The organism is Rhodococcus wratislaviensis, assembly GCF_900455735.1.
GTDB lineage: Bacteria > Actinomycetota > Actinomycetes > Mycobacteriales > Mycobacteriaceae > Rhodococcus_F > Rhodococcus_F wratislaviensis.
The window spans coordinates 53,860-79,469 of record NZ_UAUI01000008.1; the positions used below are offsets into that span (position 1 = coordinate 53,860).

Consider the following 25,610-nt stretch of genomic DNA (forward strand, 5'->3'; position numbering starts at 1 on the left):
CGTGCCCCATCCGTCCCAGAGCCGCGTAGTCCGTCGGTACAGCACCGAGGCGGTCCGGGTGACCGCCATTCTCCGGTTACCGCTCATCGGACTGATGGCGCTGCTCGGGCCGGTGATCCACGTGACGCACTGGAAACCCGACATCTTCGCCGGGGTGCTGATCGGGTATGCCGCCGCCGCGCTCGGCTGGCTGATCTTCGTCCTGGTCCGGGACGTCGGGCCGTGGGCGGGCTGGGTGTCGACCGCCGCGGACGTCACCGCGGTGGTGGCGTTGTGTGTCGTCTCCGGCGGCGCGACGTCGGTGCTGCTTCCGGTGTTCTTCCTGTTGCCGATCTCGGTGGCGTTCCAGTACCGGCCGCGTCTGACGGCGATCGTCGGAGTCTGCACTGCCGTCGGGTACCAGGTGGTGTGGATCATCTACTCCAAGCGCGACGACGCAGTCGGCTTCCCCGACGAGGTGTACCTGTATTTCGGTTTCCTGTTGTGGCTCGCGGCCGCGACGACGGCGTTGTCGTACGTGCTGGTCCGGCGCTCTGCGACGGTGATCTCGCTGATGGATGTGCGCAGGCAGCTGATCGCAGAATCGATGGGCGCCGAGGAACGCGAGCGACGGCAACTGGCCGAGGACCTCCACGACGGGCCCCTGCAGAATGTGCTGGCCGCCCGGCTGGACGTGGAGGAGGCCCTGGAGCGGCACCCGGACGCGATGCTCGTCGCCGCCGAGTCCGCGCTACGCGAGACCGCGGCGCAACTGCGGTCCACCGTCACCACACTGCATCCGCAGGTCCTGGCGCAGCTGGGGCTCACCGCTGCGCTGCGGGAACTCGCGGACCGGACGGCCCGCCGGGGTGAGATCGAGATGTCGGTGCGCCTCGACGACGTCGGTCGTCCCGACTGCCAGGAACTGCTCTACCGGGTGGCGCGGGAACTGCTCACCAACGTGACCAGACATGCCTGCGCCACGAAGATCGAACTCGCGCTCACCCGCGCCTGCGGGCGGATCACGTTGACGGTCGCCGACGACGGTGCGGGATTCGATCCGGCCGTCGTCCCGGAACGGGTGGCGCAGGGGCACATCGGACTGGCATCGCACATCGTGCGGGTCGAGAGCCTCGGCGGCACGTTCGACGTCACGTCCTCACCCGGATCGGGCACCCGTGTGGTGGTGACGGTCCCGGATTCGGGCTGACCAGGCCCGCCGACGTCACTGCGGGTGGCGGCCCTCGGCGAATTCCTCGACGATCTTCGCGCAGAACGCGGGCAGGTCGTCGGGGTTGCGGCTCGACACCAACCCGTTGTCGACCACCACTTCCTCGTCGACCACGGTCCCGCCGGCGTTGCGGATATCGGTGCGCACGCTGGGATACGACGTGAGAGTGCGGCCGCGGACAGCGTCGGCCTCGACCAACGTCCACGGTCCGTGGCAGATCACGCCCACCGGTTTGCCGGAATCGACGAAGTCGCGGACGAAGCCGACGGCCGACTCGTCCATCCGAAGGTGGTCGGGGTTCGTGGTGCCGCCGGGCAGGATCAGTGCGTCGAAGTCAGCGACCGACACGTCACCGACGACGGCGTCGACGGCATAGGTGCCTGCCGCGTTCACATCCGAGTTCATGGCCTGGATCTTGCCGGGGGACAACGAGATCAGCCGGACCTCCGCGCCGGCATCCTCCACCGCCTTCCGGGGTTCGACGAGTTCGACTTCCTCGACGCCGTCGGTGGCCAGGATCGCGACCTTCCGGCCGCGCAGTGTCTCCGCCGATGTCATGGGCAATTCCTTCCTCTCGTGACTACAAGAAACGGGTACCCGGAGGGCGCCGGGCCAATCGTGGTGGGAATCAGAGTCGTCGAAGATCGGTGGTTGCGGGGCCCTCGAGAAGTGTTCCGCCGGCAGTGAATCGGGACCCGTGCAGCGGGCAGTCCCACGAAGCCTCCGCATCGTTCCAGCGGAGCACACCACCGAGGTGCGGGCAGACGGCGCAGACGCGCTCGGTGTGACCGTCCGAGGTGTACTCGCCGACCGGCAGCAGTCCCTCCCGCACGATGCGAGCCCGGCCTTTTCCTCGCTGTCGCCCCACGAGCGCGTCGCCCCAGCCTGCGACCATCTCCACCGCCACCTCACCGTTCGCCTTCACTGCCGCCGGAAGGTCGAAAAGCTGCGTCGGCGAATAGCTCTGGAATGCCTCCGCCCACCGCATGTGGCCACCCAGAATGCGACCGGCGAGCACGAGACCGGCGGCGACGCCGTTCGACAGTCCCCACTTGCCGTACCCGGTCGCGACGAGGATGCCGTTGGTGCCCGGAACCAGCGGGCCGACGTAGGGGAGCGCGTTCAGCGAGGAGTAGTCCTGCGCCGACCAACGGTGGGTCGGCGTCGCTCCCGGAAAGTGACGGCCGGTCCAGGTCAGCAGATCGTCGACCGCGGCCTGCGGCGACGTGCTTCGGCCGACATCGTGACCGTTGCCGCCGACGACCAGGACGCGACCGTCGTCGGCCGGGCGCAACGACCGGGTGGGCTGATCTGCGGTCAGGTACATACCCCCGGGTGCACCGCCGGGCACCCGGAACGCCGCCGCGTACGATCGCTCCGCCTTCAGCCGGGCGAAGAATCCTCCGCGGTCGAGGATCGGCGTTCCCGTCGCGAGAACCACACGGCGGGCTTCGATGTCGCCGTCGTGCGTCGACAGGACGTGAAATCGCACCAGCGTCCGGACCGACGTCACGCGACGGTGCTCGAACACGTCGCCGCCGTGCGAGATCAGGTCGCGGGCCACTGCGTGGAGAACGGGCATCGGGTCCAGGAACGCCTGGTTGTCGAGCACGACGGCGTCGACGTGGGGCACCGGAATCTCGAGTTCGGGCACGAGTCGCACGGGTAGGCCCGCGGATCGGGCGGCCTTGTACTGAGCGCGCACCGCGTCGACGCCGGACTCGGTCTGTGCGAACGTGAAATCCGGTGCCGCGCCGACGGGAATCTCGCGGTCGTGGCAGTACCGGAGCAGCCACTGCTGGCCTTCCACGTTTCCCTCGACGTACGAGCGCAGGATGTGCGGCGCGTGGCGGCGGCCGATCTCGGCGAGCCGGGTACCTTGCAGCACACTGACCTTGCCCGTCGTGTTCCCGGTCGTCACGGCCCCGATCGTCCGCGCTTCCACGACGGCGACGTGCTGACCCGCACGGGCGAGCAGCAACCCGGTGATCAGGCCGGTCACTCCCGCGCCCACCACCACGGTGTCGTACCGTCCGCGTTCGTCCCACGACCGCCCCGTTACTGCGCCGCGGTGCCCGGCGACGTGATCGAGCCAGAGAGAAGGCATTACGGCTTCAGAAGAATCTTCACAGCGCCGTCTTCCTTCTTCTGGAAGATTTCGTACGCGTGCGGTGCGTGGTCCAGTGGCAGTTCGTGAGTGGCGAACGTGTCGACGCCGAGAGGGTCGGCGTCGGTGAGCAACGGCAGGATGTCCGGGACCCACCGCTTGACGTTGGCCTGCCCCATCCGCAGCTGAATCTGCTTGTCGAACAGGGTGAGCATCGGTATGGGATCGGCCATACCGCCATACACCCCGATCAGCGAGAGGGTGCCGCCGCGCCGCACGATGTCGATGGCCGAGTGCAGCGCGTGGAGCCGGTCGATTCCCGCCGTCGACATCAGCGGGCCCGCGATGGCGTCGGGCAGGAACGACGTGACCTGCTGCAGGAGTTTCGCGCCGGGGGAGCCGTGTGCTTCCATGCCGACGGCGTCGATGACGGAATCGGGGCCGCGGCCGTCGGTCATCTCCCGGATCACGTCGCCGAGTTCGCCCTTGGCGTCGGTCAGGTCGACCGTCTCGATCTGTCGCGCCTGCGCACGGGCGAGACGCTCGGGCACGAGATCCACGCCGATGACACGAAAACCCTTGTGCGCGGCGATGCGTGCCGCCATGTCGCCGATCGGCCCGAGCCCGAGAACGACGACGGAACCGCCATCGGGTATCGCCGCGTACTCGACGGCCTGCCACGCCGTCGGCAGCACGTCGGACAGGTACACGAAGCGCGAATCCGGTGGCCCCTCCGGAACCGTGATGTGCGTGTTCTGCACGTGCGGCACCCGAAGATACTCGGCCTGGCCGCCGGGAACGCTCCCGTACAGTTTCGAATACCCGAACAGCGCCGCACCCATACCCTCGTCCCGGATCTGCGTGATCTCGCACTGGGTGAACAGTTGCCGATCGCACATGTGGCAACTGCCGCAGGATATCTGGAACGGGATGACCACCCGGTCGCCGACCTTCACGTCGGTCACCTCGGACCCCACCTCGCGGACGATGCCCATCGGTTCGTGACCGAGGATGTCGCCCTCGCTCATGAACGCGCCGAGCACCTCGTACAGGTGCAGGTCGGAGCCGCAGATGTTGGTGGTGGTGATCTCGACGATCGCGTCGGTCTTCTGTTCGATCACCGGGTCGGGGACGGTGTCGACGCTGACCTTCCGTTTGCCCTGCCACGTCACGGCTCTCATCGGGCTCTCCGGTTCGCCTTCTCGATCGCATCGACGAGTTCGTCCTTGGTCATCGTCGACCGGCCGGGTACGTCGAGCCTCTGTGCGATGTGCATGAGGTGGTCCTTGCTCGCGTTGGCGTCGACGCCCTCCGCAGTCTCGCCGGAGGCGTTCGGGCCGCCGCTCTTTGCACGCTCGTCCGAGGGGCCCTTCTCGTCCTTGGCCTCCCAGCGGTCGCCGACCTTCTCGTAGCCGTGTTTGAGAGCGTCGTACGCGACGCGATGCGCTCGTTCCTCGTCCCCGTACTGATCCATCGCGGAGTCGTACACCTTGGCGAACGTGCGCTGCGCCTTCTCGGACGACTTCTTCAGCGTCTCGGGGAGCTCGCTCTTCTTCGGCTTGCCGCTGTCCGTGGTCTTCGGCACGGAAATCCTCCTCGGGTGTAGAGGTGCCCGCTCGGACGATTACCCGACTCTCGGAGATCTATGCGAGCGGGGGAGGAACTCGACCGGGCACGGAGACCAACGCCCGTTCGAGCAGTTCCAGGGCATGGTCGGTCGTGGCGGTCACGACGTCCTGCGGTTCACCGTCGAATCGGCGCATCTCGGTGTCGATGCGGCCGTGGGTGAAGAGTCCGAACCAGACGGTCCCCGGTGGTTGCCCGTCCTGAGGGTCGGGGCCGCCCGCGCCGGTCACCGCGACGGCGATGTCGGCTCCGAGCAGTTCCGCGACCGCTCCGGCCATCGCGCGGGCACTGGCCTCGCTGACGACGGGACCTTCCGGCACCTTCAGCACCTGGTGTTTCACCTCGCTGGAATAGGCGACGACGCTGCCCCGGTACCAGTCGGAGGAGGCGGGCGCGGCGCCGAGAATGCATGAGATCTGCCCACCGGTGAGGGATTCCGCCGTCGCGAGGAACACGTGCGCGCTCCGCGCCGCGGTCGAGATCCGTTCTGCGATTCGGTCCTGCGGACTCATGGACCTCACGGTATCGGACGTGTCCGGCCCGGAGTCGCGTCGGCGCCCTCGAGAAGAATGGAACAGGTTTCAGTTTTTCCGGTTTCCGGTTAGGGTGTCGGTGACCCAGGACACAGGAAATCCAGGCCGCCGGACCACGCGCCTCGGCGTCGCGGGAGTAGAAGGATTACAGATGACCGACGAGTTCGCAGATCTGCATCGACCCGCCTTCGCTGCAGACCTCCTCATCACTGCACTGGAACGAAACTCCGACAAGCCGGCGCTCTACCTCGGCGACGTCGTCCTCACCGGCGGTGAAATGCGCGATCAGATCAGTTGCTTTGCGCAGGCACTGGCTTCGCTCGGGATCGGCAAGGGCACGAGCACCGCCATGCTGTCCAAGAACAGGCCCGAAGTGCTCATCAGCATGGGCGCCACGATGATCTCCGGATGCCGCGCCAGCGCGCTGAACCCGATGGGCTCGCTCGACGACCATCTGTACATCGTCGGCGACGCCGAGATCCAGACGTTGATCTTCGATCCCACCGCCTTCGAGGAGCGCGCCGCCGAACTGGTGGCGCAGTCGCCGTCGATCGAGAACGTGTTGTCGTTGGGACCGTCGGAAGTCGGTACCGACATTCTCGCCCTCGCCGAGACGTTCACCCCGCAACGCCTGCGGGCGGCGGACGTGGCCGCCGACGACAACAGCAGCATGGTCTACACCGGCGGCACGACCGGCAAGCCGAAGGGCGTCGTCGGCTCCTACCAGTCCGGCGCGACGCTCAATCAGATCCAGATGGCCGAATGGCAGTGGCCCGACGAACCGCGTTTTCTCATCTGCACGCCGCTGTCGCACGCCGGCGCCGCCTTCTTCATCCCGACCCTGCTGCGGGGTGGCGCGCTGATCGTGCTGCCCGCATTCGAGCCCGGCGCCGTCCTCGAAGCGATCGAGAAGCACAAGATCTCGGCCACGATGCTCGTCCCCACCATGATCTACCTCCTGATGGATCACCCCGACCTGCCGAAGCGGGACGTGTCCAGCCTGCAGACATTGTTCTACGGCGCCTCGGCGATGTCGCCGGCCCGGTTGCAGGAGGGGATCGAGAAGTTCGGTCAGATCTTCTTCCAGTTCTACGGCCAGACCGAATGCGGAATGACCATCGCGGTGCTGCGGAAAGAAGAGCACCTCGCGGACGATCCCAGCCGGCTCGCGACGTGCGGGCGTCCCGTGCCCTGGCTGAACGTCGCACTGCTCGACGACGACCTGAACGAGGTCCCACAGGGTGAGCTGGGGGAGATCTGCGTCCGCGGCCCGCTGGTCATGAAGGGGTACTGGAAGAAGCCCGACGAGACCGCCGAGGCGTTCCGCGGTGGCTGGCTGCACACGGGCGACGTCGCGCGCAAGGACAAAGACGGATTCATGACGATCGTCGACCGCAAGAAGGACATGATCGTCACCGGCGGATTCAACGTGTTCCCCCGGGAGATCGAGGATGTCATCTCGGCGCACCCGGCCGTCGGCTCGGTCGCGGTGGTCGGCGTCCCGGACGACAAGTGGGGCGAGGCCGTCAAGGCGTGTGTGGTGTTGCGGGCCGGGCAGACGGTCGACGCCGCCGAACTCGTCGAACGGGTGCGGGCCGCGAAGGGATCGGTGCACGCCCCCAAATCGATCGACTTCGTCGACACGTTGCCGCTCACCCCGCTCGGCAAGCTGGACAAGAAGGCGTTGCGTTCCCGGTACTGGGAGAGTGCAGACCGAGCGGTCGGATAGCACGACCAGGGCGGAAAACAAGGGACCTGGTCTGCGGCGTGGCGCCCGCGCCTATAGTCTGCCCAAGTACTTCGCGGCGGCGCCGCGTTCAGTCGGTGACGAGGATGCGCGGTGGATTCACAGGCAATATCGCTGGTCCGGTCGAGTTTCAAGGCTATCGCGGCAGTGCCGGACGGGCCCCAGACTCTGTCGCGGTCCTTCTATGCCCTGCTGTTCGCGCGGTACCCCGACGCCCGGGACTTCTTTCCCGCGGCCATGGACGAGCAGCGCGACCGGTTGATCTCCGCCGTCCAGTACGTGATCGAGCGACTCGAGGAGGAGTCCGGGCAGATCCTCGCCTACCTCGCGCAACTCGGCCGGGACCACCGCAAGTACGGAATCGAGGACGCGCACTACGTGGCCGTCGGCAACTCCCTGATCGCCGCCGTCGAGCAGTTCCCCTCGACCGAGCCGTGGACCGACGAACTCGAGCAGGCGTGGCGCGACGTCCTCGCGGTCGTCGCCGCCACCATGATGGATGCGGCCAACGCCGAGAGCGGCCCGCCGGCGTGGGGTGCAACCGTGATCGAGCACCTCCAGGTCCGGAAGGACGTCTCGATCGTCCGCCTGCAACTCGACGAGCCGATGACCTACACCGCCGGCCAGTACGTGAGCGTGCAGGTGCCGTCGCGTCCCCGGATGTGGCGGTACCTGTCGCCGGCGAACCCCGCCAACGACCAGGGCATCATCGAATTCCACGTCCGGCGGGTGTCGGGCGGCTGGGTCAGCCCCGCCATCGTCAGCCAGACACTCGTGGGCGAGCGGTGGGTCATCGGATCCCCGCTCGGCGATCTCGGAGTCCGCTACGACAACGGTCGCGACATCCTCATGATCGGATCGGGGACGGGCATTGCCCCGCTGCGCGCGCAGATCCTCCAGATGTCGCAACGCGGCCAGGACCGCCGCGTCCACCTCTTCTTCGCCGGCCGGTACCCCTGCGACCTCTACGACCTGGGCACCCTGTGGGCGCTCGCGGAGCAGAACCCGTGGCTGACAGTCGTCCCGGTCACCGAGGAGGACGAGGACCCGTGGTGGTACACCGGCCCGAGCAGCGCCGCGTTGCCCGGCATGCACCGCCGGCTGACCGGCAAGGTCGGGCAGGTCGTCGCCGACTTCGGGACATGGGCCGAGCGCGACATCCAGCTCGTCGGCTCCGAGGCGATGATCAACACCACCAAGTTCCGGCTGCACGCGGCAGGCACTCCGCCGGAGAACATCCGGCACGACCCGTCCTACTGATCCGAACGGCTCAGTACGGGTCGAACTGAATGTTCTCCGTGGGTGTCCCGGTGTCCCGGAGACGGTCGAGGGTGGCGCGGACCATCGCCGCCGAACCGCACACCAGCACCTGGTGCTCGGTGAACGCGCCGTAGGACGTCACGACGTCGGGCAGCGAGCCCTCGATGAGGTCGTCCTCGGTGAACCCGACGTCCACTCTGGTGCGTTCGTACCATTCGTCGGTCCAGTCCGGGTTCACGACGTTCTCCACCACCGGGATGACGGTGAGCCACGGCAGATCCTGCAGCAGCAGGTAGAGCATGTCGGACGCGTAGAGATCGCGCGGTGTCCGATCGCCCGTGAACAGAAACACCCGCGGCGGATTCGGCCGGCGCGACAGGTCCAGGAGGATCGATCGGAACGGGGCCAGACCGGTGCCGCCGGCGATCATGATGACGTCCGGCCCGTCCTCGTCGACGGACATGGTGCCGCGGGGTTCGAGGATCTGCCACTGGTCGCCGGGCGAGGTCCCCGTGACGATGTCGCCGCTGACCCAGCCGCCGGGCACCGTCCGGACGTGGAATTCGAGCTTGCCGTCCAGTGACGGCGGCAGGGCGGGGGAGAGTCTGCGCAGCAGCCGCGGGTTCTGGGGCACGCTCACGTCCACGTACTGCCCCGGCGCGAACGGGACGTAGTCACCGACGAGGCGGATCACGGCGAGGTCGTGCCGCAGGCGGTGATGTTCGACGACGGTGCTGGTCCAGGTGGTCTGCGTGGCTTGCATGGCGTAATGCTCTCCCGACGGTCGAACCGGATAGCGGATGGGCGGGGACGGGCTGCGCGACTAGATCAGCGGGTCGTGCCGGATCAGTTCGGGCGGTGTACCGCCGCCCTGCAAGGCGTACACGGTGGTCTTGATCATCGCCGGCGAACCGGAGATCTGGATCTGCCGGTCCGCCCACGACCCGAACCGGGCGACGACGCGGCCCAGCTGCCCCTGGAGTCGCTGATGCAACCCCGGCGGCGCCTCCGGGGCGGGAATCGTGTGCCACCACGGGTCCTCGTCCTCCTCGGACACGGGAACTACGGTCAGCCACGGATTGCTCAGCGACAGGTGCCACAGGGTCTCGATGTCGTACAGATCGCACGGGTACTTGCCGCCCACGAACATGTGGACCCGGGGATTGTTCGACCGCATCGCCATTTCCATCACCTGGGCGCGCAGCGGCGCGATGCCCGTCCCCGAACCGATCATCAGGACGTCCTGCCCGCTGTCGCGGTCGACCTCGAGGCCACCGAGTGGGGAGCTGAGCAGCCAGCGGTCACCCACCTGCGTCTCGTTGACGATGGCGGGGCTGACCCACCCACCCGACACGCGGCGGACGTGGAACTCGAGCTGTCCGTACGGGTTGGCGGGGATGGCCGCCGACAGATACCGCCACATCCGGGGCCGCTGCGGGATCTGGACGCTGAGGTACTGGCCCGCTCCGTAGGGGATGGGGGAGTCGGTCTCGAGACGGACGATCGCGAGGTCGTCGAGGCGGCGTTCGTGATCGACCACGGTGGCACCCCACGCGGCGGGCAGGTCGTCGTTGTCCGCGGCGTCGGCCATCGTGTGGAGGAGGAGGTCGAGCAGTTCCGTCCAGGCCGCGGTCAGCGAGGGCGTCCAGATGGCCTGGGTGAACGAGCTCCGTACGGCGACCAGCAACGCATTGCCCGACGCGAAGTAGTGCCTGCCCTCGACGCCGTACTTGCGGTGGTCGCGGCCGAGCTGGCTCAGGAAACCGAGGACCCGGCCCTCGTCTTCGAGGTTGTCGATGACGAACTGCAGTGCCTGGAACAGGCGGTGACCCTGCTGGTCCAGCGCAGCCGGGAAGAGCGCGCGAAATTCGGGGTGCTCGGCGAACAGGGTGGCGTAGAACGTGGTGGTGAGCCGGTTGTGCCCGTGTTCGGTGGACACGATCGACGAAAAGCTGGCGCGCAGACGCGAAATCACGAGCGGATCGAGGCAATCTCGTGTCAAGCCGTCCCCTGCCTCCGTGCTGCTGATTCGAACACCCGCATTCTAGCCGTCCCGCGCGCGGACCCGGGGTTACGGCAACGGCCGGTTGGGCGTGCGCGCCCGGTATTTCGGTGGGCCGCTATTGAGCTGTGACCACCGGCAAGGCACGATGCATCCAGTAAACAGGCGGCGTTACCGAGGGGGGCCCATGAGAGTTGGCTGTGCGCGGGATCGGGGTCGGTTTCGTCCGGGGATGGCCAGTTCGGTTCGGGTTCGCCGGGCTGCCGCTGTCGTGGTGGCCGTGACGCTGACGATGATCAGCGGCGGAAACGTCGTCTCGGCGGAACCACGGACGACGATCGAGTCGATCTCGGCGGACGAGGCGCCCGACGGTTCACGGTTGATCGAGGTCACCCCGGTGGGCGAATCGCAGATGAACTTCACCGTCCACTCGACCGCCATGGACAAGAACGTCACCGTCCGGGTCATCCGGGCCGCGTCGGAGAAGCGTCCCACCGTCTACATGCTCGGCGGCGTCGAGGGGAACTCCGAGCAGTTCGGCTGGGAGCAGAAGGCGGACGTCGAGAAGTTCTTCTCCGACAAGGACGTCAACGTGGTCATCCCGTTCGGTGGCCAGTCCAGTTACTACGCGGACTGGAAGCAGGACGATCCCAAACTCGGGCGGAACAAGTGGCAGACGTTCCTCACGAAGGAACTGCCACCCATCGTCGACTCGGCGCTCGAGACGACGGGGAAGAACGCCATCGCCGGGCTGTCCATGTCGGCGACCAGTGTCCTCAACCTCGCGATCTCCAAGCCGGGGCTGTATCAGAGCGTCGGGGCGTACAGCGGGTGCGCGATGACGAGCGACCCGGTGGCGCGCCGGTTCGTCGAGATCACGGTGTCGGACTTCGGCGGCAACCCCGAGAACATGTGGGGTGCGGCCGAGGATCCACTGTGGGCCGCGAACGATCCGTACGTCAACGCCGAGAGGCTCCGCGGGACCACCCTCTACATCTCCAACGGCAGCGGGCTGCCGGGACCATACGATACCCTCGACGCCCGGACCGTCGGCGGCAACCGCCGTGCTCTCGCGACGCAGGTCGTGGTGGGTGGTGTGATCGAGGCCGTCACCAACGACTGCACGATGCGGCTGGCGGAGAAACTCCGTGCCCTGGACATTCCCGCCACGGTCGATCTCCGGCCGGTCGGCACGCATTCGTGGGGGTACTGGCGCGACGACCTGTCCGCGTCCTGGCCGATGATGGCGGCCGCGATCGGGGCGTGACTTCTCGCCCCGCGAAGGGTCGCGGGGCGAGATGATGGGTGTAGCGGAAAATTTTCAAAGTTGAGCGGAACAGACTCAACCCTTCGCGCGTTAAGAAGATGACAGCGTCGCCACGTGCCATTCGGCCCCGGGCGGCGAACCGCTCTACAACGCCAGAAGAGGTGACCAGTGGACTCGTTCAATCCGACCACCAAAACCCAGGCCGCGATGACCGCTGCGCTCCAGTCGGCGTCGTCGGCCGGTAACCCCGACATCAGGCCCGCGCATCTGCTCGTGGCCCTGCTCGACCAGACCGACGGCATCGCCGCCCCGCTGCTCAAGGCGGTCGGCGTCGATCCCACCGCGGTCCATCGTGAAGCGCAGAATCTCGTCGACCGGCTGCCCAAGACGACGGGCGCCACGACCACACCGCAGCTCGGCCGCGAGGCCCTCGCCGCACTCACCGCAGCACAGCACCTCGCGACCGAACTCGACGACGAGTACGTGTCGACGGAACACCTGATGGTCGGGCTCGCCTCGGGTGAGTCGGATGTGGCCGGGCTGCTGAAGCGGCACGGCGCCACCCCCGAGGCGCTGCGCGACGCGTTCACCACCGTGCGCGGCAGCGCGCGCGTCACCAGCCCGGATCCGGAAGGGACGTACCAGGCCCTCGAGAAGTACTCCACCGACCTCACCGCGGCGGCCCGGAACGGCAAGCTCGACCCGGTGATCGGCCGCGACACCGAGATCCGCCGCGTCGTGCAGGTACTCAGCCGCCGGACCAAGAACAACCCGGTGCTGATCGGTGAGCCCGGCGTCGGCAAGACCGCAATCGTCGAGGGGCTGGCCCAGCGCATCGTCGCCGGCGACGTTCCCGAATCGCTGCGTGGCAAGTCCGTGATCTCCCTCGACCTCGGATCGATGGTCGCGGGCGCCAAGTACCGCGGCGAGTTCGAGGAGCGACTCAAGGCCGTCCTCGACGACATCAAGAACTCGGCCGGTCAGGTCATCACGTTCATCGACGAGCTCCACACCATCGTCGGTGCGGGTGCCACCGGCGAGTCCGCCATGGACGCAGGCAACATGATCAAGCCGATGCTCGCCCGCGGTGAGCTGCGGCTCGTCGGCGCGACCACCCTCGACGAGTACCGCAAGTACATCGAGAAGGACGCGGCCCTCGAGCGTCGCTTCCAGCAGGTGCTGGTGGGCGAACCGTCCGTCGAGGACACCGTCGGGATCCTGCGCGGGCTCAAGGAGCGGTACGAGGTGCACCATGGCGTGCGCATCACCGACTCCGCGCTCGTCGCCGCCGCCACGCTCAGCGACCGCTACATCACGTCCCGGTTCCTGCCCGACAAGGCGATCGACCTCGTGGACGAGGCCGCGTCCCGGCTGCGGATGGAGATCGACTCGCGACCCGAGGAGATCGACTCCGTCGAACGCATCGTCCGCCGACTCGAGATCGAGGAGATGGCGCTGCAGAAGGAATCCGACGCGGCGTCGAAGGACCGGCTCGAGAAGCTGCGTCAGGAACTGGCCGACGAACGGGAGAAGCTCAATCAGCTGACCACCCGCTGGCAGAACGAGAAGCAGGCCATCGACTCCGTGCGCGGGGTCAAGGAGCAGCTCGAGATGCTGCGCGGCGAGGAGGAACGCGCCGAACGCGACGGCGACCTCGGCCGGGCAGCGGAGCTGCGCTACGGCCGCATCCCGCAGCTCGAGAAGGAACTCGAGCAGGCGGCCCACGAATCCGGTGCCGCCGCCGACGGCGACGTCATGCTCAAGGAGGAAGTGGGTCCCGACGACGTCGCAGACGTGGTCGCGGCATGGACCGGCATCCCCGCCGGACGCATGATGGAGGGCGAGACGGCCAAGCTGCTGCGGATGGAGTCCGAGCTCGGCAAGCGGGTCGTCGGCCAGGAAGAGGCCGTCGTCGCCGTGTCGGATGCGGTTCGCCGCGCCCGCGCCGGAGTCGCCGACCCCAACCGGCCCACCGGGTCGTTCCTGTTCCTCGGACCCACCGGCGTCGGTAAGACGGAGCTCGCGAAGTCCCTCGCGGACTTCCTGTTCGACGACGAACGCGCCATGGTCCGCATCGACATGTCCGAGTACAGCGAGAAGCATTCGGTGGCCCGGCTCGTCGGCGCCCCGCCCGGATACGTCGGGTACGAGGCCGGCGGCCAGCTGACCGAGGCGGTGCGGCGGCGTCCGTACACGGTGGTGCTGTTCGACGAGGTGGAGAAGGCGCACCCCGACGTGTTCGACATCCTGCTCGCCGTCCTCGACGAAGGCCGGTTGACGGACGGTCAGGGACGCACGGTCGACTTCCGCAACACCATCCTGATCCTCACGTCCAACCTCGGTGCGGGTGGGTCGCGGGAGCAGGTGATGGATGCGGTGCGGCACGCGTTCAAGCCGGAATTCATCAACCGGCTCGACGACGTCGTGATCTTCGACCCGCTCACGGAAGAGCAGCTCGAGTCCATCGTCGACATCCAGCTCGACCAGCTGTCCCGCCGGCTCGCGGCGCGGCGGCTGACGCTGGACGTGTCCGACTCGGCCCGCTTCTGGCTGGCCGTCCGCGGCTACGACCCCATGTACGGGGCCCGGCCGTTGCGCCGGCTGATCCAGCAGGCCATCGGCGACCAGCTCGCGAAGCTGCTGCTCGCCGGTGACGTCAAGGACGGCGACACCGTCCCCGTGAAGGTGTCCGAGACCGGGGACACGCTCGTCCTCGGCTGATCCCCCAGGTGAGTGGCACGGTGTGCTCCCGCACGCCGTGCCACTCACCTGTGTTTTCACAGCGACGTCTTAAGTTTCGCCGTTACCCTGGACCGTCCGTAACCGCAGGACACCGGCCAGACGAACCCGAGGGAGGGGCCGATCATGACGAACCCCGACGACCCGCGCACCCCGCAGGAACGCGCGTACGACGGAACCGAGTCGTGGACGACGGAGGACTCCGCCTCGAGGGCTGGTGGCGAGGATCCCACGCAGGCGTGGTCGCGGCAGGACCAGCCGACCGAGCATCTCGCCTCGACCGAGCAGCGCACCGAGTACCTGGGCCCCGCAGGCGGTCCGACCGAGCAGTTCTACACGTCCGACCCGACCGCGGCGTACGGGCAGAACCAGCCCAATCCGACGCAGGCCTACCCGACCTACGATCCGCAGTACGACCCGCAGGCTCCGCCGCCGAACGCCACGCAGGCGTATCCGACGTACGACGCCCAGCAGTACCAGGGTGGGCATCCGACAGGGCAGTACCCGAACGCCCAGTACCCGGGCTCCCGGTACCAGGCGCCGGTCGCGGAGACCACCGAGGAAAAGAAGCCCCGACGGATCGGCACCTGGATCGCCGCCGCGGCGGCCGCGCTGCTGCTGATCGCCGTCATCGGCTTCGGTGTCGCCCTCGTCACGACCGCGCCGAACAACTCGTCGAGCACTACCGCGGCGGGCCCGACCACGTCCCGTCCGCCCGCCACCACCGCGCCGCCGAAGACGACGGCCCCGCCGCCGTCGACGACGTCGGAGTCGCCGCTCGATCAACTCCCCGGCGGAATCGGCGAGGCCATCGGCGCTGCCGGCGCCGCGTTCGGAACGATCAGCGCCAACGACGGCTCCACACTCACCCTCGACGCACTCGGCGGTTCCCAGTTGACGGTCCAGACCAACGCGCAGACCAACGTGATCGCACTCGACGGCACCACGGTCGCCGATCTGAAGCCCGGATTCACCGTCATGGTGCAGGGGACGAAGGTCGAGAACGGCACGATGATGGCCGAGACGATCATCAGCACCGAGCTGCCGAAGCTCGGCGGTAACTGAGACGATGGGTCCGGGCAAAACCGACACGGGGTGTCCGGGTACCGCTTCGCCTCGTAACGGCGTCGACTCGCTAGGCTGATCACCGATGACGGGAATGTGGTTCGTACTGGCGTTGATCGCACTCGCAGGCGCGTGCGCACTGCTCTATTTCGATCGCTCGCGTCGTGATCAGACAGGTCGTGTGCGGCAGATCTGGGCCAAGGCCCAGGGCTACACGTACGACAACGTCGAAGAGAAGCTGCCCGGCCAGTTCCATCGCGCCGCGCTGGCCAAGCAGGAGTACCTCAGCGCCATCGATGTGGTGAAAGGCGAACGCCGGGGCGAGTCGTTCATTCTGTTCGACCTCGAGGAGACCGCGACCATCGTCGCCGTGCGCCGCCGGGTGGGCTCGGACGTCGACATCGACCTGCGCCTCAAGTCGACCCCGCCGCCGAAGGACTCGGATCTCGAACTCCTCGGTGCCATCGGACCGCGAGTCGTGTTCGCCACCGACCTCGAAATCGCCCGCAGGGTTTGCGATCAGCGCATGGTGGCGTTCACCGAGTCGGTGCCGCCGCACGTGAACATGCTGTGGAGCGAGGGCGAATGGACCCTCGGTTCGCTGCCGATCGGCAGCAGCGGACGCGAGTGGGATTCGGCCATCGAGGCCGTCGCGCGGCTATCCGGCATCCTGCACGTCCTGCCCCCGGTCACCGAGCCGCGGGGACTCGACCGCGGCCACCACGACCCGAGCCGGCCGCGACTGCGGGAAGGTGCTCCCGCCGAGGCGCGTCCGGCGCGTCCGGCGTCTCCCCGGCAGCAGACCCCCGGCGCTCCCCGCCCGCCGGCACCAGGCGCTCCGCGCCCGTGAGTGCGTGACGAGTCCTGGGACTCGCTAATCGCGCACAGGCGCGCAGCGCCTTGCTACCGTCACCGGTATGTCGACGCCCTCCAGTTCCGCCCGACCCGTTGCCCTCGTCACCGGACCGACGTCGGGGCTCGGTGCCGGTTTCGCGAGGAAGTTCGCGTCTCTCGGTTACGACCTCGTGCTCGTCGCGCGTGACGAGACCCGCTTGCACGCCCTCGCCGACGAAATGAAGGCGTTGTTCGACACCGAGTCCGAGATCCTGCAGGCCGATCTGGCGACGGTGTCCGGGCGCGAGGAAGTGGCGCAGCGCCTCGGGAAGGGTGTCGAGGTGCTGGTCAACAATGCCGGATTCGGCACCTCGGGGGAATTCTGGACCGCGACGCCGGAGCTGCTGCAATCGCAGTTGGACGTGAACGTCACCGCCGTCATGCAGCTGACCCGCGCGGCGCTGCCCACCATGATCGCGTCGGCGAACGGCACCGTCATCAACGTGGCGAGTGTCGCCGGACTGCTGTCCGGGCGGGGATCGACCTATTCGGCGAGCAAGGCGTACGTGATCTCGTTCTCCGAGGGATTGGCGAACGGGCTGGGCGGCACGGGTGTGCGGATCCAGGCGCTGTGCCCGGGATTCATCCGCACCGAGTTCCACGAGCGCGCGGGCATCGAGATGAGTTCGATTCCGAAGCCGATGTGGCTGAGCGTCGACCAGGTGGTCGCGGCGTCGCTGGCCGATCTCGAGGACGGCAAGGTCGTGAGCATTCCGGGCCTCCAGTACAAGGTGCTGACGACCGCCGGTCGGCTCGTCCCGAAGAGTCTGGTCCGGCGGCTGACCAACGTGTTCGGCCGGGGGCGTGCCCGCACGTAGAGGTGGGTAGGGTTTCGGGCATGAGTGATCGCGAGGATCTGGCCGCGTTGGTGCGTGAGCTGGCTGTTGTGCACGGCAAGGTGACGTTGTCTTCGGGCAAGGAAGCCGACTACTACGTGGACCTTCGCCGCGCCACGCTGCATCACGAGGCGGGCCCGCTGATCGGGAAGCTGCTGCGTGAACTGGTGGCGGACTGGGATTTCGACGCCGTCGGCGGGCTGACGATGGGCGCCGACCCGGTGGCGATGGCCGTGATGCACGCTCCGGGCAGGCCGATCGATTCGTTCGTCGTGCGCAAGGCTGCGAAGGCGCACGGCATGCAGCGGCAGATCGAGGGACCGGACGTCGTCGGCAAGCGCGTCCTCGTCGTCGAGGACACCACCACCACGGGCAACTCTCCGCTCACGGCGGTGAAGGCGTTGCGTGACGTCGGGGCGATCGTCGTCGGTGTCGCGACCGTCGTCGACCGCGCGACCGGTGCCGACGAGGTGATCGCGGCCGAGGGTCTCGAGTACCGTTCGCTCCTCGGCCTCCCCGACCTGAACCTCTGACCACACACGTGAGTGGCGAAGCGTGCCGGAGCACACTTCGCCACTCACGTGGGGGTATCAGTCGGCGTCGGCGGCCGTGACGGCCAATGCCTCCTCGACGCTGTGCGGTTCGGGATCGTGCTCGTCGACGTGGGCGAGGACCTTGCGGCCGGTCGCGAGCACGATGATCGCGGCGGCGGTGCACACAGCGCCGACCCAGAACGGCATGTGGATGTTGCTCTCACCGAGCTTGCCCGCGACCCACGGTGCGGCGGCGCCACCGACGAAGCGGACGAAGCTGTACGCCGCCGACGCCGTCGACCGCTCGACGGGGGCGGAGATCATCACGGTTTCGGTGATGAGCGTGTTGTTGACGCCGAGGAAGAGCCCGGCGAGCACGACCCCGACGACGAGCACGGCCTTGTTGTCGGTGAACGCGGCCATCATGGCGAGATCGAGCGCGAACAGCGCGAGGGCGACCATCATCATCGGCAGGGTGCCGAAGCGCCGCTGCAGGCGCGGGGCGAGGAACACCGACGCGACGGCCAGCGCGAGACCCCATCCGAAGAAGATGAATCCGATCGAGTACGTGCCCATGTCGAGGGGGAACGGCGTGTACGCGAGCAGTGTGAAGAAGCCGTAGTTGTAGAGCAGTGCGGTGATCGCGACGCTGAGCAGGCCGCGGTGGCGCAGGGCGAGGAACGGCGCGGCGATCGACGTGCGGTGCTCCGGCTTGGGTGCGGACGGCAGCATCACCACGATGAGGATGAACGCGACGGCCATCAGGGCTGCGACGCCGAAGAACGGTGCGCGCCAGCTGATGTTGCCGAGGACACCGCCGACCAGCGGGCCGACGGCGATGCCGATGCCCAGCGCGGCCTCGTAGAGGATGATGGCCCGCGCGACGCCGCCGCTGGCCGCGCCGACGATGGCGGCGAGCGCGGTGGCGATGAACAGGGCGTTGCCCAGTCCCCAGCCGGCGCGGAAGCCGACGATCTGGCCGATGGTGCCGGAGCTTCCTGCCAGCGCCGCGAACACGACGATGACGGCAAGCCCGGTGAGGAGGGTCTTCTTGGCGCCGATCCGGCTCGACACCACGCCGGTGATGAGCATCGCGACACCGGTGACCAGCATGTAGCTGGTGAACAGCAGCGACACCTGGGACGGTGTCGCGTCCAGTTGCTCGCCGATCGGCTTGAGGATGGGGTCGACGAGCCCGATGCCCATGAACGCGATGACGCTGGCGAAGGCGACGGCCCACACCGACTTCGGCTGGTGGAGGAGACTCGGTGGCGCCTCACTGGATGTGCTGTTCGTGACGGTTGCGGTCGTGGTGCTCACGGCCACCTCCTTCGATGTACGTCGGGGTGTGGATGGGTTGTCAGGAGCGGGCCGACGACTTGACGATCGAGCGCAGTTCCGACAGGCCCTGCGTCAGTCGTTCGAGTTGCTCGGGCTCGAGGTCCGCGAAGTGCGGGGCGAGTGCACCCGCGATCTCGTTGCGGGACACGGTCAGCCATTCGCGTCCCAGATCCGTGATGGATACCCGGACTGCCCGGGCGTCCTCCGGATCGGGGCGGCGGGCCACGTATCCGCGATCGGCCAGCTTCTGGAGCAGTGCGGTCGCGGACGGTTGCGAGCAACGGTCGATGCGGGCGAACTCGCTGACGCGTAGCTCGCCGTGGTCGTCGAGCAGGGCGAGGGCACGTGTCCACGGCCGGGGGTGAGCCTCGGATCCGAAGGAGCTCGCGAGCCTGGTGAATCGGTGAGAATTCGTGACCAAGTCGACGAGCAGGCTCTGCAGCCGCGTGTTGTCGTCCATGGCAAACACATTACATAGGCTAACTAATTATGTAAACCCAATGAAGTACCGCGCGGCCCGCATCCGCCCCCGGCATCGCGACGGCGGGGTGCGGGCCGCGAAGGTCAGGACGAGTGCTTCGCGCCCTGTTCGACCTGGCGCCGCAGGGTGGCGTCGGTGTGGCGGATCGCCTGCGCGACGAAGGGCTCGATGATCTTGCCGAGCGCCTTACCTGCGAGTCCGCCGGGCAGGTCGTAGTGGAAGTCGACCGTCAGGCGGGTCTCGGTTTCGCCGACCGCCTCGAACTGCCACCGAGACCGGGTGTACAGGCCGTCGATCGATTCGAGCTCGATCACCGAATTGCGTTCCCATCCGGTGACCTTCACCACGGAGCCGAGAGTCTTGGGGCCGACCTTCATCGCGGCGTCGTAGACCGCGCCGAGTCCCCGATCCTGGTCGCCGATCGGATCGAACTTCGTGATCCCGAACATCCAGGACGGGACGTGGCGATAGTCGTCCACGTAGTCGAACGCGGCCGCGACCGGTGCGCCGGCGAGGGCAGTGTGATGGATCTCGATCATCGTGACTTTCCTGAGGGGTGGAGGGCGGGGGACTGTTCTGTCCGGTACGGCCGGATGGCGTAGTTCTCTAGGTCGAACCGGGCGAGGCGACGGCGCAGGGACCCGGTGGACCAGGGCCAGGCGGCGAAGTTCCTGCCGTCGGCGTCGAGGTAGTAGCTACTGCAACCGCCATTGTTGAAGACGGTCGGCTCCAGACCCTTCTGCACCGCGTCGTTGAACCGGCGGAACGGCTGAGCGCGCACCTCGAGCACTTCGATGCCCTGCCGCTCCGCCTTGGTGAGTCCGTCGATCACGTAGTCGAGCTGGGTCTCGGCCAGTCCGAGAAACGAGTTGTACACCAGGATGTTCGGGCCGAGCATGATGTAGGCGTTCGGTGCGCCGGGGGTCGTGGTGGCCAGGTAGGCCTCGGGGCTCTTCGACCACTTCGCGGACAGCAGTGTTCCGTCGCGTCCGCGGATCCGGCTCGCGATCGGCGGATGACTCACGTCGAAGCCGGTGCCGAAGATGATGACGTCGACCTCGCGGCGGGTGCCGTCGGCTCCGACGACCACGCGACCGTCGACCTCGGCGAGGGCGTGCGGAATCAGCTCGACGTTGCTCTTCGTCAGTGCCGGGAGATACGTGTTGGACAGCAGGAGGCGTTTGCACCCCAGCGTGAAGTTCGGTGTCAGGGCCGCGCGAAGTGCCGGGTCCGGCACCTGCCTTGCGAGCCAGCGGGTACCGAGGGGGTTGAGGAGCCGGGCGGTACGTTCGCGGCGCATCGCCAGGGTGAGTGTCCGCAGGACGACGTCGAGGAGCCGCCGGAACGCGCGCTGCACCGCGGGCACCCGTGCGAAGACCCACTGGGCGACCCGGGGGAACGGAAAGTCCAGGCGCGGCACCACCCACGCCGGGGTGCGCTGGAAGACGTACAACTCCTCGACGTCCGGCTGGATCTCGGGGATGAACTGGACCGCGGACGCGCCGGTACCCACGACCGCGACCCTCTTTCCGGTGAGGTCGACGTCGTGGTTCCAGCGGGCGGAGTGGAAGATCTCGCCGTCGAAGCGGTCGATTCCGGGGACGGCAGGAGTGCTCGGTTCGGTGATGGGCCCCGCCGCGAAGATCACGTGCTGGGCCACGATCGTGCCGCGGCTGGTGTCGAGGACCCAGCGGCGGCGCTCGTCGGACCATGCGGCTTCGTGGAGTTCGGTCTGCATCGCGATCCTGGACTGCAGACCGAACGTGTCGACGGTGTCCTCGATGTAGGACAGCAGTTCCGGTTGCAGTGCGAAATTGCTGCGCCACCGCGGATTGGGGTGGAAGGAGAACGAGTACACGGGAGCGGGGATGTCGACACCGCACCCGGGGTAGGTGTTCTCGCGCCACACGCCCCCGACGCGATCGGACTTCTCCAGGACGACGAAGTCCGTGATGCCCGCACGTTCGAGCTTGACCGCGGCGGCGATCCCGGACAGTCCGGCGCCGACCACGACGACGCGGAGGTGCCGCTCGTCTCCGCTGCCGTCGGGTGCGGCGGAGGGCTGACTGGTTGTCGCTGTCATGGCTACTTCCCTGGGCGGATATGGAACCGTCGACGTCAGTCTAGTTAACTGAGACGCCGTGTCACAGTAAAAGGAAGAAGGCGCGTTGGCAAGCAACCCTGTGTTCTGGACGCCGCGGCTCGACGCGCTGGCCACCGAGATCGCGCGCGGGCGCCGCGAGAAACGACTGTCCGGCGAGGACGGAAGCGACACGACACGAGGGAGCGATCGATGATCGACGTGAAGGAACAGATCAACGCGGTACGCCGGTCGGTGGGCAGCCGGACACTCGAGGCGGGCGAGGCCCGCACCGTGACGATCGGTCAGACCTACGACGCCACCGTCGAGGAAGTGTGGGAGGCCTGCACCACCGCCGAGCGAATCCCGCGGTGGTTCCTCCCGGTGACGGGTGACCTGCGCCTGCACGGTCGCTACCAGCTCGAAGGCAACGCCGGCGGCGAGATCCTCACTTGCGACCCGCCGAACGGATTCACCGCGACCTGGGAGTACGGCGGCGACGTCAGCTGGATCGATGTGTCCTTCACCGGCGACCCGGCCGGGGGTACCCGTTTCGAACTCCAGCACACGGCGCACGTCGACGACAAGTTCTGGGACGAGTACGGGCCCGGAGCGGCAGGTGTCGGCTGGGAACTCGGGGTCATGGGGCTGTACTTGCATCTGCGGTCGGGGGAGTCGATGGACCCGAAGGAGAGTGAGGCCTGGTCGATGACCGGCGAGGGTAAGGAGTTCATCACGGCGAGCAGCGAGAAGTGGCGGGACGCGAGCATCGCGTTCGGTACGCCGGAGGGTGCGGCGACCGCGGCAGGTGATCGCACGACCGCGTTCTACACGGGAGCCGGCACCGAGGCGGGCTGATCCGGGTCCTGGAAGAATGGCGTTCGTGACCGAGCGCAAACCTCCCGGGGTGAGCTTCGAGAGCTGGATCGACAAGCAGATCCGGCTTGCGCAGGAGCGCGGCGACTTCGACGATCTCCCCGGTGCGGGCAAGCCGATTCCGGCGGGCGATGTCGACGACGAACTGTGGTGGGTGAAGAACTACCTCCGGCGCGAGAATCTGCCCAGCGACTCGCTGCTCCCCACGCCGCTGCAGTTGCGGAAGGAGATCGAGCGGCTGCCCGACACGATCCGCGGGCTGCCGTCCGAGCGGGCGGTGCGGGATGTGGTGGCCCAGCTCAACCTGCAGATCGTCGCCTGGTTGCGGGTGCCCTCGGGTCCCCGGATTCCGGTGAGTCCGGTCGACGCGGACGAGGTCGTCGCGACGTGGCGGCAGCAGAATCAGCCGACGCGGAAGCCGCCGGTGGCGGCGCCCGCCGATCCCGAGTCGGATCCGCGGCGGGCGGGCAGGCGGTGGTGGCGGCGGAAACGGTGACGGATCAGTCCTTCCGGAAATCGCCCGATTCCATCACCCGGGACACGAGCAGTCCGGCGATCAGCCCCCAGAACGCGGCCCCGATGTTGAGGAACTGCACGTTCGACACGGTCACGAGGAAGGTCACGAGCGCGCCCAACGTGTGCCGGGAGCTGAACGCGGCGACGAACGAACCCTGCAGCGCCCGGAGCATCGCGAGCCCGCCGAGCGTCGCGACGAACGCCACCGGGGTGGCCAGCATCAGCTGAACGAACAGCGGCGCGAACAGGCCGACGACCATGGCGAGCACTCCGCAGACGACGGCCGCCGTGTACTGCCTGGTGCGCTGCCCCGACGCCACCAGCAGGGCGTTGGTCGGACCCGTCAGGCACGTCGAGACGGCTCCGACGGCGGAGGTGGCGAGGGACCAGGCCCCGCACAGGACGGTGCCGATGTTCATCGGCGGCTTGTGGCCGGCGGACGTCAGCACCGCCGCGCCCTGACCGTTCTGCACGACGATGACCGTGATCGCCAGCGGCACGACCAGCTCGGTGATCGCCTGCCAGGTGAACTGCGGAGCCTGGAACATCGGTGCCGCGATCCACGGCGTACCCGAGCCGGTGGGGTGGAAGCGGCCGGTGACCGCGACCGCGGCCGCCCCGACGAGCAGTGCGCCGAGGATCGGGGGCATCCACCGGCCGAACGCGGCGCGCGATGCCAGGACGACGAAGACGACGACCATCGGAACGGCCACGGCCGCATCGGTTCCCACGGCGTGGACCAGGTCGGTGCCGAACTTCAGGAAGACGCCGGCCACCATGGCCATGACGATCGGCATCGGGAGCATCGCCATCACCTGACGCACGCGCCCGGTCAGTCCGAGGGCGAGGATCACGAGCCCGGTCACCAGGAACGCGCCGAGCACTTCCGGCCACGACAGGTGGGTGAGCGAGCCGCCGACGATGATCGTGCCGGGAATCGTCCAGAAGAACGCGAGCGGCTGGCGGTACAGCCAGCTGGCGAGGGCGGTCAGGATGCCGTTGAGGAAGAAGACGCCGAAGATCCACGACGCCATCTGCTGGGGCGACAGTCCGCCCGCGGAGCCGGCGGCCAGGATCACGGCCACGGGACCCGTCGCGGAGAAGATCAGCCCGATCAGCCCGTTGGCGGCGTAGGTGCCGCCGAGGTCGCCGATCAGGCGGCGCGGGCCCGCAGGCGGCCACGGCGGTCGTTCGAAGCGAGGGGGACGAGTCTGCACGTCTTCGCTGCGAGTCGGTTCCTCGGTGGTCGTCATGAGGCCTTCCTGCTCGGGCAATGCTCACTGCGTACGCAGAGCGGGCGTGCATATCGCAATGCGTACATGATGGGTGTGGTGTGGATCATAACCACTCGCGTCCGGGGGTCCCACGTCGGGCCGTCGAACCCTGGGTGGGCGCTTTCCATCCCTGGGGGGAACGACACTCGGGCGGTATCGCGGCAGACTCGAAAGCGTCGACCCGACACCACCCGCACCGACGACCATGCGAGGAAGGGCCACATGGCTGAACTCACCCGAATTCCCCGAGAGCGACGCGCCGCGTACGCACGGCGCCCCACAGTGGCACCGGAAGCCCAACCACGATGCGCCGTCGAACGCACATCGACGTTCCTGGCCTACGGCCTGCTCGCGTTGTTCGGCGGGCTCGGCATCTTCGGAACGATCTGCTCGGTCGATGCCATCCCGGACGGCGCGCGGATCGCCGTCGTCCAGACGACGCCGACGCAGTCGCACCCGCTCGATCTGCCGCATCCGGCACCGGACACTCCCGAGCCCACCCCCGCCGGGGTCTGAGCCTCTAGGAGGCGACGTCGTCGCGCAGCGCCGCGAGTTCGAGCAGCCGGGGCAACATGTCCGGCGACGCGATCGAGGGCAGGAGCAGGGCCCACATGTCGGCCAGCCGCTCGTACAGGTCGGAACGTCCGGTCAGTGCCTCGGACACCAATTGCATGCCCGTGAACGAACTGACTAGGAACCGGGCGAGTGCGACGGGGTCGACGGTCGCGCGCAGTTCACCCGCCTCCCGGGCCTTGCCCGCGAGCGCGACGAGGGTGTCGGTCCAGTCGATGTAGGGATCGGTGGCCGGGCCGCGGGACGTACCGAGTTCCAGCGTGAGTCGCACACCCGCTCGCACGATCGGCTCGGTCAGCAGCTGGCGCGCCATCTCCTTGGCGCACAACAGGATCGCCTCCATCGGTGACTGTGCCGTCGCGAGCACTCGCTGCGCCGCCAGCATCGCCATGGCGTGCTGTTCCTTGATCACCGCCCAGGCGAGCGCTTCCTTGGACTCGAAATGAAAGTACAAGGCGCCCTTCGTCACGTCGGCATAGGAGAGGATCCCGCTCAGGCTCGCGCCGCCGTACCCGAGCTTCTCGAAGCTCAGTGCCGCACCCTCGAGTACCTGATGGCGGGTGGCTGCCGCGCGCGCCTGCTTTGCCATCACCTGTGCCTCACAATCGCGGATTCTCCGTCGCGTCCACTCTCAAGTCAACCACTCTTCG

The 25,610-nt window shown here is 67.9% G+C and carries 26 protein-coding genes; 13 read left to right on the forward strand and 13 right to left on the reverse strand.

Features of this window, described 5'->3' with window-relative positions:
- The first annotated feature begins 1 nt into the window (after position 1).
- Positions 2-1,189 (forward strand): sensor histidine kinase, encoded by a 1,188-nt coding sequence (locus tag DTA22_RS11995; protein WP_037243525.1) that lies wholly within the window; start codon positions 2-4, stop codon positions 1,187-1,189.
- 15 nt (positions 1,190-1,204) lie between these two features.
- Here DTA22_RS11995 and DTA22_RS12000 read toward each other — a convergent pair whose 3' ends face one another.
- The 5 genes from DTA22_RS12000 to DTA22_RS12020 form a co-directional block, all read right to left on the reverse strand.
- Positions 1,205-1,768 carry a type 1 glutamine amidotransferase domain-containing protein gene (locus tag DTA22_RS12000; protein ID WP_112299548.1) on the reverse strand — a complete coding sequence of 188 codons (564 nt, stop codon included), beginning with the start codon at positions 1,766-1,768 and terminating at the stop codon, positions 1,205-1,207.
- Positions 1,769-1,838: 70 nt separating this feature from the next.
- Positions 1,839-3,317 carry an FAD-dependent oxidoreductase gene (locus DTA22_RS12005; protein ID WP_112299549.1) on the reverse strand — a complete coding sequence of 493 codons (1,479 nt, stop codon included), beginning with the start codon at positions 3,315-3,317 and terminating at the stop codon, positions 1,839-1,841.
- Complete coding sequence (locus DTA22_RS12010) at positions 3,317-4,498, reverse strand: zinc-dependent alcohol dehydrogenase (protein ID WP_112299550.1); 1,182 nt, start codon at positions 4,496-4,498, stop codon at positions 3,317-3,319. Before DTA22_RS12010 ends, DTA22_RS12005 begins: the two co-directional genes overlap by 1 nt.
- Positions 4,495-4,902: a ChaB family protein gene (locus DTA22_RS12015; protein ID WP_112299551.1), complete on the reverse strand. Its 408-nt coding sequence runs from the start codon at positions 4,900-4,902 to the stop codon at positions 4,495-4,497. The genes DTA22_RS12010 and DTA22_RS12015 overlap by 4 nt, the downstream gene beginning before the upstream one ends.
- 58 nt (positions 4,903-4,960) lie before the next feature.
- Complete coding sequence (locus tag DTA22_RS12020; RefSeq protein ID WP_037243535.1) at positions 4,961-5,455, reverse strand: CinA family protein; 495 nt, start codon at positions 5,453-5,455, stop codon at positions 4,961-4,963.
- 172 nt (positions 5,456-5,627) lie between these two features.
- On the opposite strand from DTA22_RS12020, the gene DTA22_RS12025 reads away from it, so the two are divergent.
- Both DTA22_RS12025 and DTA22_RS12030 read left to right on the forward strand, forming a co-directional pair.
- A complete protein-coding gene (locus tag DTA22_RS12025) occupies positions 5,628-7,205 on the forward strand; it encodes an AMP-binding protein (RefSeq protein WP_112299552.1) in 1,578 nt (525 codons plus the stop codon).
- A gap of 111 nt (positions 7,206-7,316) precedes the next feature.
- The gene (locus DTA22_RS12030; RefSeq protein WP_112299553.1) at positions 7,317-8,483 is read left to right on the forward strand and encodes an FAD-binding oxidoreductase; all 1,167 of its coding nucleotides are present in this window, start codon (positions 7,317-7,319) and stop codon (positions 8,481-8,483) included.
- Positions 8,484-8,493: 10 nt separating this feature from the next.
- Here the strand turns inward: DTA22_RS12030 and DTA22_RS12035 are convergent, their stop codons facing one another.
- Both DTA22_RS12035 and DTA22_RS12040 read right to left on the reverse strand, forming a co-directional pair.
- Complete coding sequence (locus tag DTA22_RS12035; protein WP_112299554.1) at positions 8,494-9,246, reverse strand: FAD-binding oxidoreductase; 753 nt, start codon at positions 9,244-9,246, stop codon at positions 8,494-8,496.
- Between the two features lie 60 nt (positions 9,247-9,306).
- Positions 9,307-10,458, reverse strand: coding sequence for a globin domain-containing protein (locus DTA22_RS12040; protein WP_037243542.1), 1,152 nt, complete (start codon positions 10,456-10,458; stop codon positions 9,307-9,309).
- Between the two features lie 259 nt (positions 10,459-10,717).
- Here DTA22_RS12040 and DTA22_RS12045 point away from each other — a divergent pair, with 259 nt between their 5' ends.
- From DTA22_RS12045 to pyrE, 6 genes are all read left to right on the forward strand, one after another.
- Positions 10,718-11,752: an alpha/beta hydrolase gene (locus DTA22_RS12045; protein WP_112299555.1), complete on the forward strand. Its 1,035-nt coding sequence runs from the start codon at positions 10,718-10,720 to the stop codon at positions 11,750-11,752.
- Between the two features lie 168 nt (positions 11,753-11,920).
- Complete coding sequence (clpB, locus tag DTA22_RS12050) at positions 11,921-14,473, forward strand: ATP-dependent chaperone ClpB (RefSeq protein WP_112299556.1); 2,553 nt, start codon at positions 11,921-11,923, stop codon at positions 14,471-14,473.
- Between the two features lie 144 nt (positions 14,474-14,617).
- Positions 14,618-15,556: a DUF5666 domain-containing protein gene (locus DTA22_RS12055; RefSeq protein ID WP_112299557.1), complete on the forward strand. Its 939-nt coding sequence runs from the start codon at positions 14,618-14,620 to the stop codon at positions 15,554-15,556.
- A gap of 94 nt (positions 15,557-15,650) precedes the next feature.
- A complete protein-coding gene (locus DTA22_RS12060; RefSeq protein ID WP_112299558.1) occupies positions 15,651-16,406 on the forward strand; it encodes a type III secretion system chaperone family protein in 756 nt (251 codons plus the stop codon).
- A 67-nt stretch (positions 16,407-16,473) separates the two neighbouring features.
- Positions 16,474-17,268 (forward strand): SDR family NAD(P)-dependent oxidoreductase, encoded by a 795-nt coding sequence (locus DTA22_RS12065; protein WP_112299559.1) that lies wholly within the window; start codon positions 16,474-16,476, stop codon positions 17,266-17,268.
- Between the two features lie 20 nt (positions 17,269-17,288).
- Complete coding sequence (pyrE, locus tag DTA22_RS12070) at positions 17,289-17,819, forward strand: orotate phosphoribosyltransferase (protein WP_005238397.1); 531 nt, start codon at positions 17,289-17,291, stop codon at positions 17,817-17,819.
- A gap of 57 nt (positions 17,820-17,876) precedes the next feature.
- On the opposite strand, the gene DTA22_RS12075 is transcribed toward pyrE, so the two are convergent.
- From DTA22_RS12075 to DTA22_RS12090, 4 genes are all read right to left on the reverse strand, one after another.
- Positions 17,877-19,145, reverse strand: a complete 1,269-nt coding sequence (locus DTA22_RS12075; protein ID WP_112299560.1) for an MFS transporter — start codon at positions 19,143-19,145, stop codon at positions 17,877-17,879.
- Positions 19,146-19,179: 34 nt separating this feature from the next.
- The gene (locus DTA22_RS12080) at positions 19,180-19,620 is read right to left on the reverse strand and encodes a MarR family winged helix-turn-helix transcriptional regulator (RefSeq protein ID WP_112299561.1); all 441 of its coding nucleotides are present in this window, start codon (positions 19,618-19,620) and stop codon (positions 19,180-19,182) included.
- A gap of 104 nt (positions 19,621-19,724) precedes the next feature.
- The gene (locus tag DTA22_RS12085) at positions 19,725-20,180 is read right to left on the reverse strand and encodes an SRPBCC family protein (RefSeq protein WP_037243560.1); all 456 of its coding nucleotides are present in this window, start codon (positions 20,178-20,180) and stop codon (positions 19,725-19,727) included.
- A complete protein-coding gene (locus tag DTA22_RS12090) occupies positions 20,177-21,724 on the reverse strand; it encodes a flavin-containing monooxygenase (protein WP_112299562.1) in 1,548 nt (515 codons plus the stop codon). Before DTA22_RS12090 ends, DTA22_RS12085 begins: the two co-directional genes overlap by 4 nt.
- Positions 21,725-21,809: 85 nt before the next feature.
- Between DTA22_RS12090 and DTA22_RS36730 the strand changes: the two genes are divergently transcribed.
- From DTA22_RS36730 to DTA22_RS12110, 3 genes are read left to right on the forward strand one after another with little or no spacing between them, the layout of a single operon-like run.
- Positions 21,810-21,938, forward strand: coding sequence for a hypothetical protein (locus DTA22_RS36730; protein WP_255221781.1), 129 nt, complete (start codon positions 21,810-21,812; stop codon positions 21,936-21,938).
- The gene (locus DTA22_RS12105; protein WP_112299563.1) at positions 21,935-22,579 is read left to right on the forward strand and encodes an SRPBCC family protein; all 645 of its coding nucleotides are present in this window, start codon (positions 21,935-21,937) and stop codon (positions 22,577-22,579) included. The genes DTA22_RS36730 and DTA22_RS12105 overlap by 4 nt, the downstream gene beginning before the upstream one ends.
- A 16-nt stretch (positions 22,580-22,595) precedes the next feature.
- Positions 22,596-23,093, forward strand: coding sequence for a DnaJ family domain-containing protein (locus DTA22_RS12110; protein WP_112299564.1), 498 nt, complete (start codon positions 22,596-22,598; stop codon positions 23,091-23,093).
- Between the two features lie 4 nt (positions 23,094-23,097).
- Here the strand turns inward: DTA22_RS12110 and DTA22_RS12115 are convergent, their stop codons facing one another.
- Positions 23,098-24,366, reverse strand: a complete 1,269-nt coding sequence (locus tag DTA22_RS12115; RefSeq protein WP_112299565.1) for a benzoate/H(+) symporter BenE family transporter — start codon at positions 24,364-24,366, stop codon at positions 23,098-23,100.
- Between the two features lie 243 nt (positions 24,367-24,609).
- Here DTA22_RS12115 and DTA22_RS12120 point away from each other — a divergent pair, with 243 nt between their 5' ends.
- On the forward strand, positions 24,610-24,903 hold the full coding sequence (locus DTA22_RS12120; RefSeq protein WP_037243570.1) for a hypothetical protein: 294 nt from the start codon (positions 24,610-24,612) through the stop codon (positions 24,901-24,903).
- Positions 24,904-24,907: 4 nt separating this feature from the next.
- Here DTA22_RS12120 and DTA22_RS12125 read toward each other — a convergent pair whose 3' ends face one another.
- On the reverse strand, positions 24,908-25,549 hold the full coding sequence (locus tag DTA22_RS12125; protein ID WP_037243572.1) for a ScbR family autoregulator-binding transcription factor: 642 nt from the start codon (positions 25,547-25,549) through the stop codon (positions 24,908-24,910).
- Between the last annotated feature and the right edge of the window lie 61 nt (positions 25,550-25,610).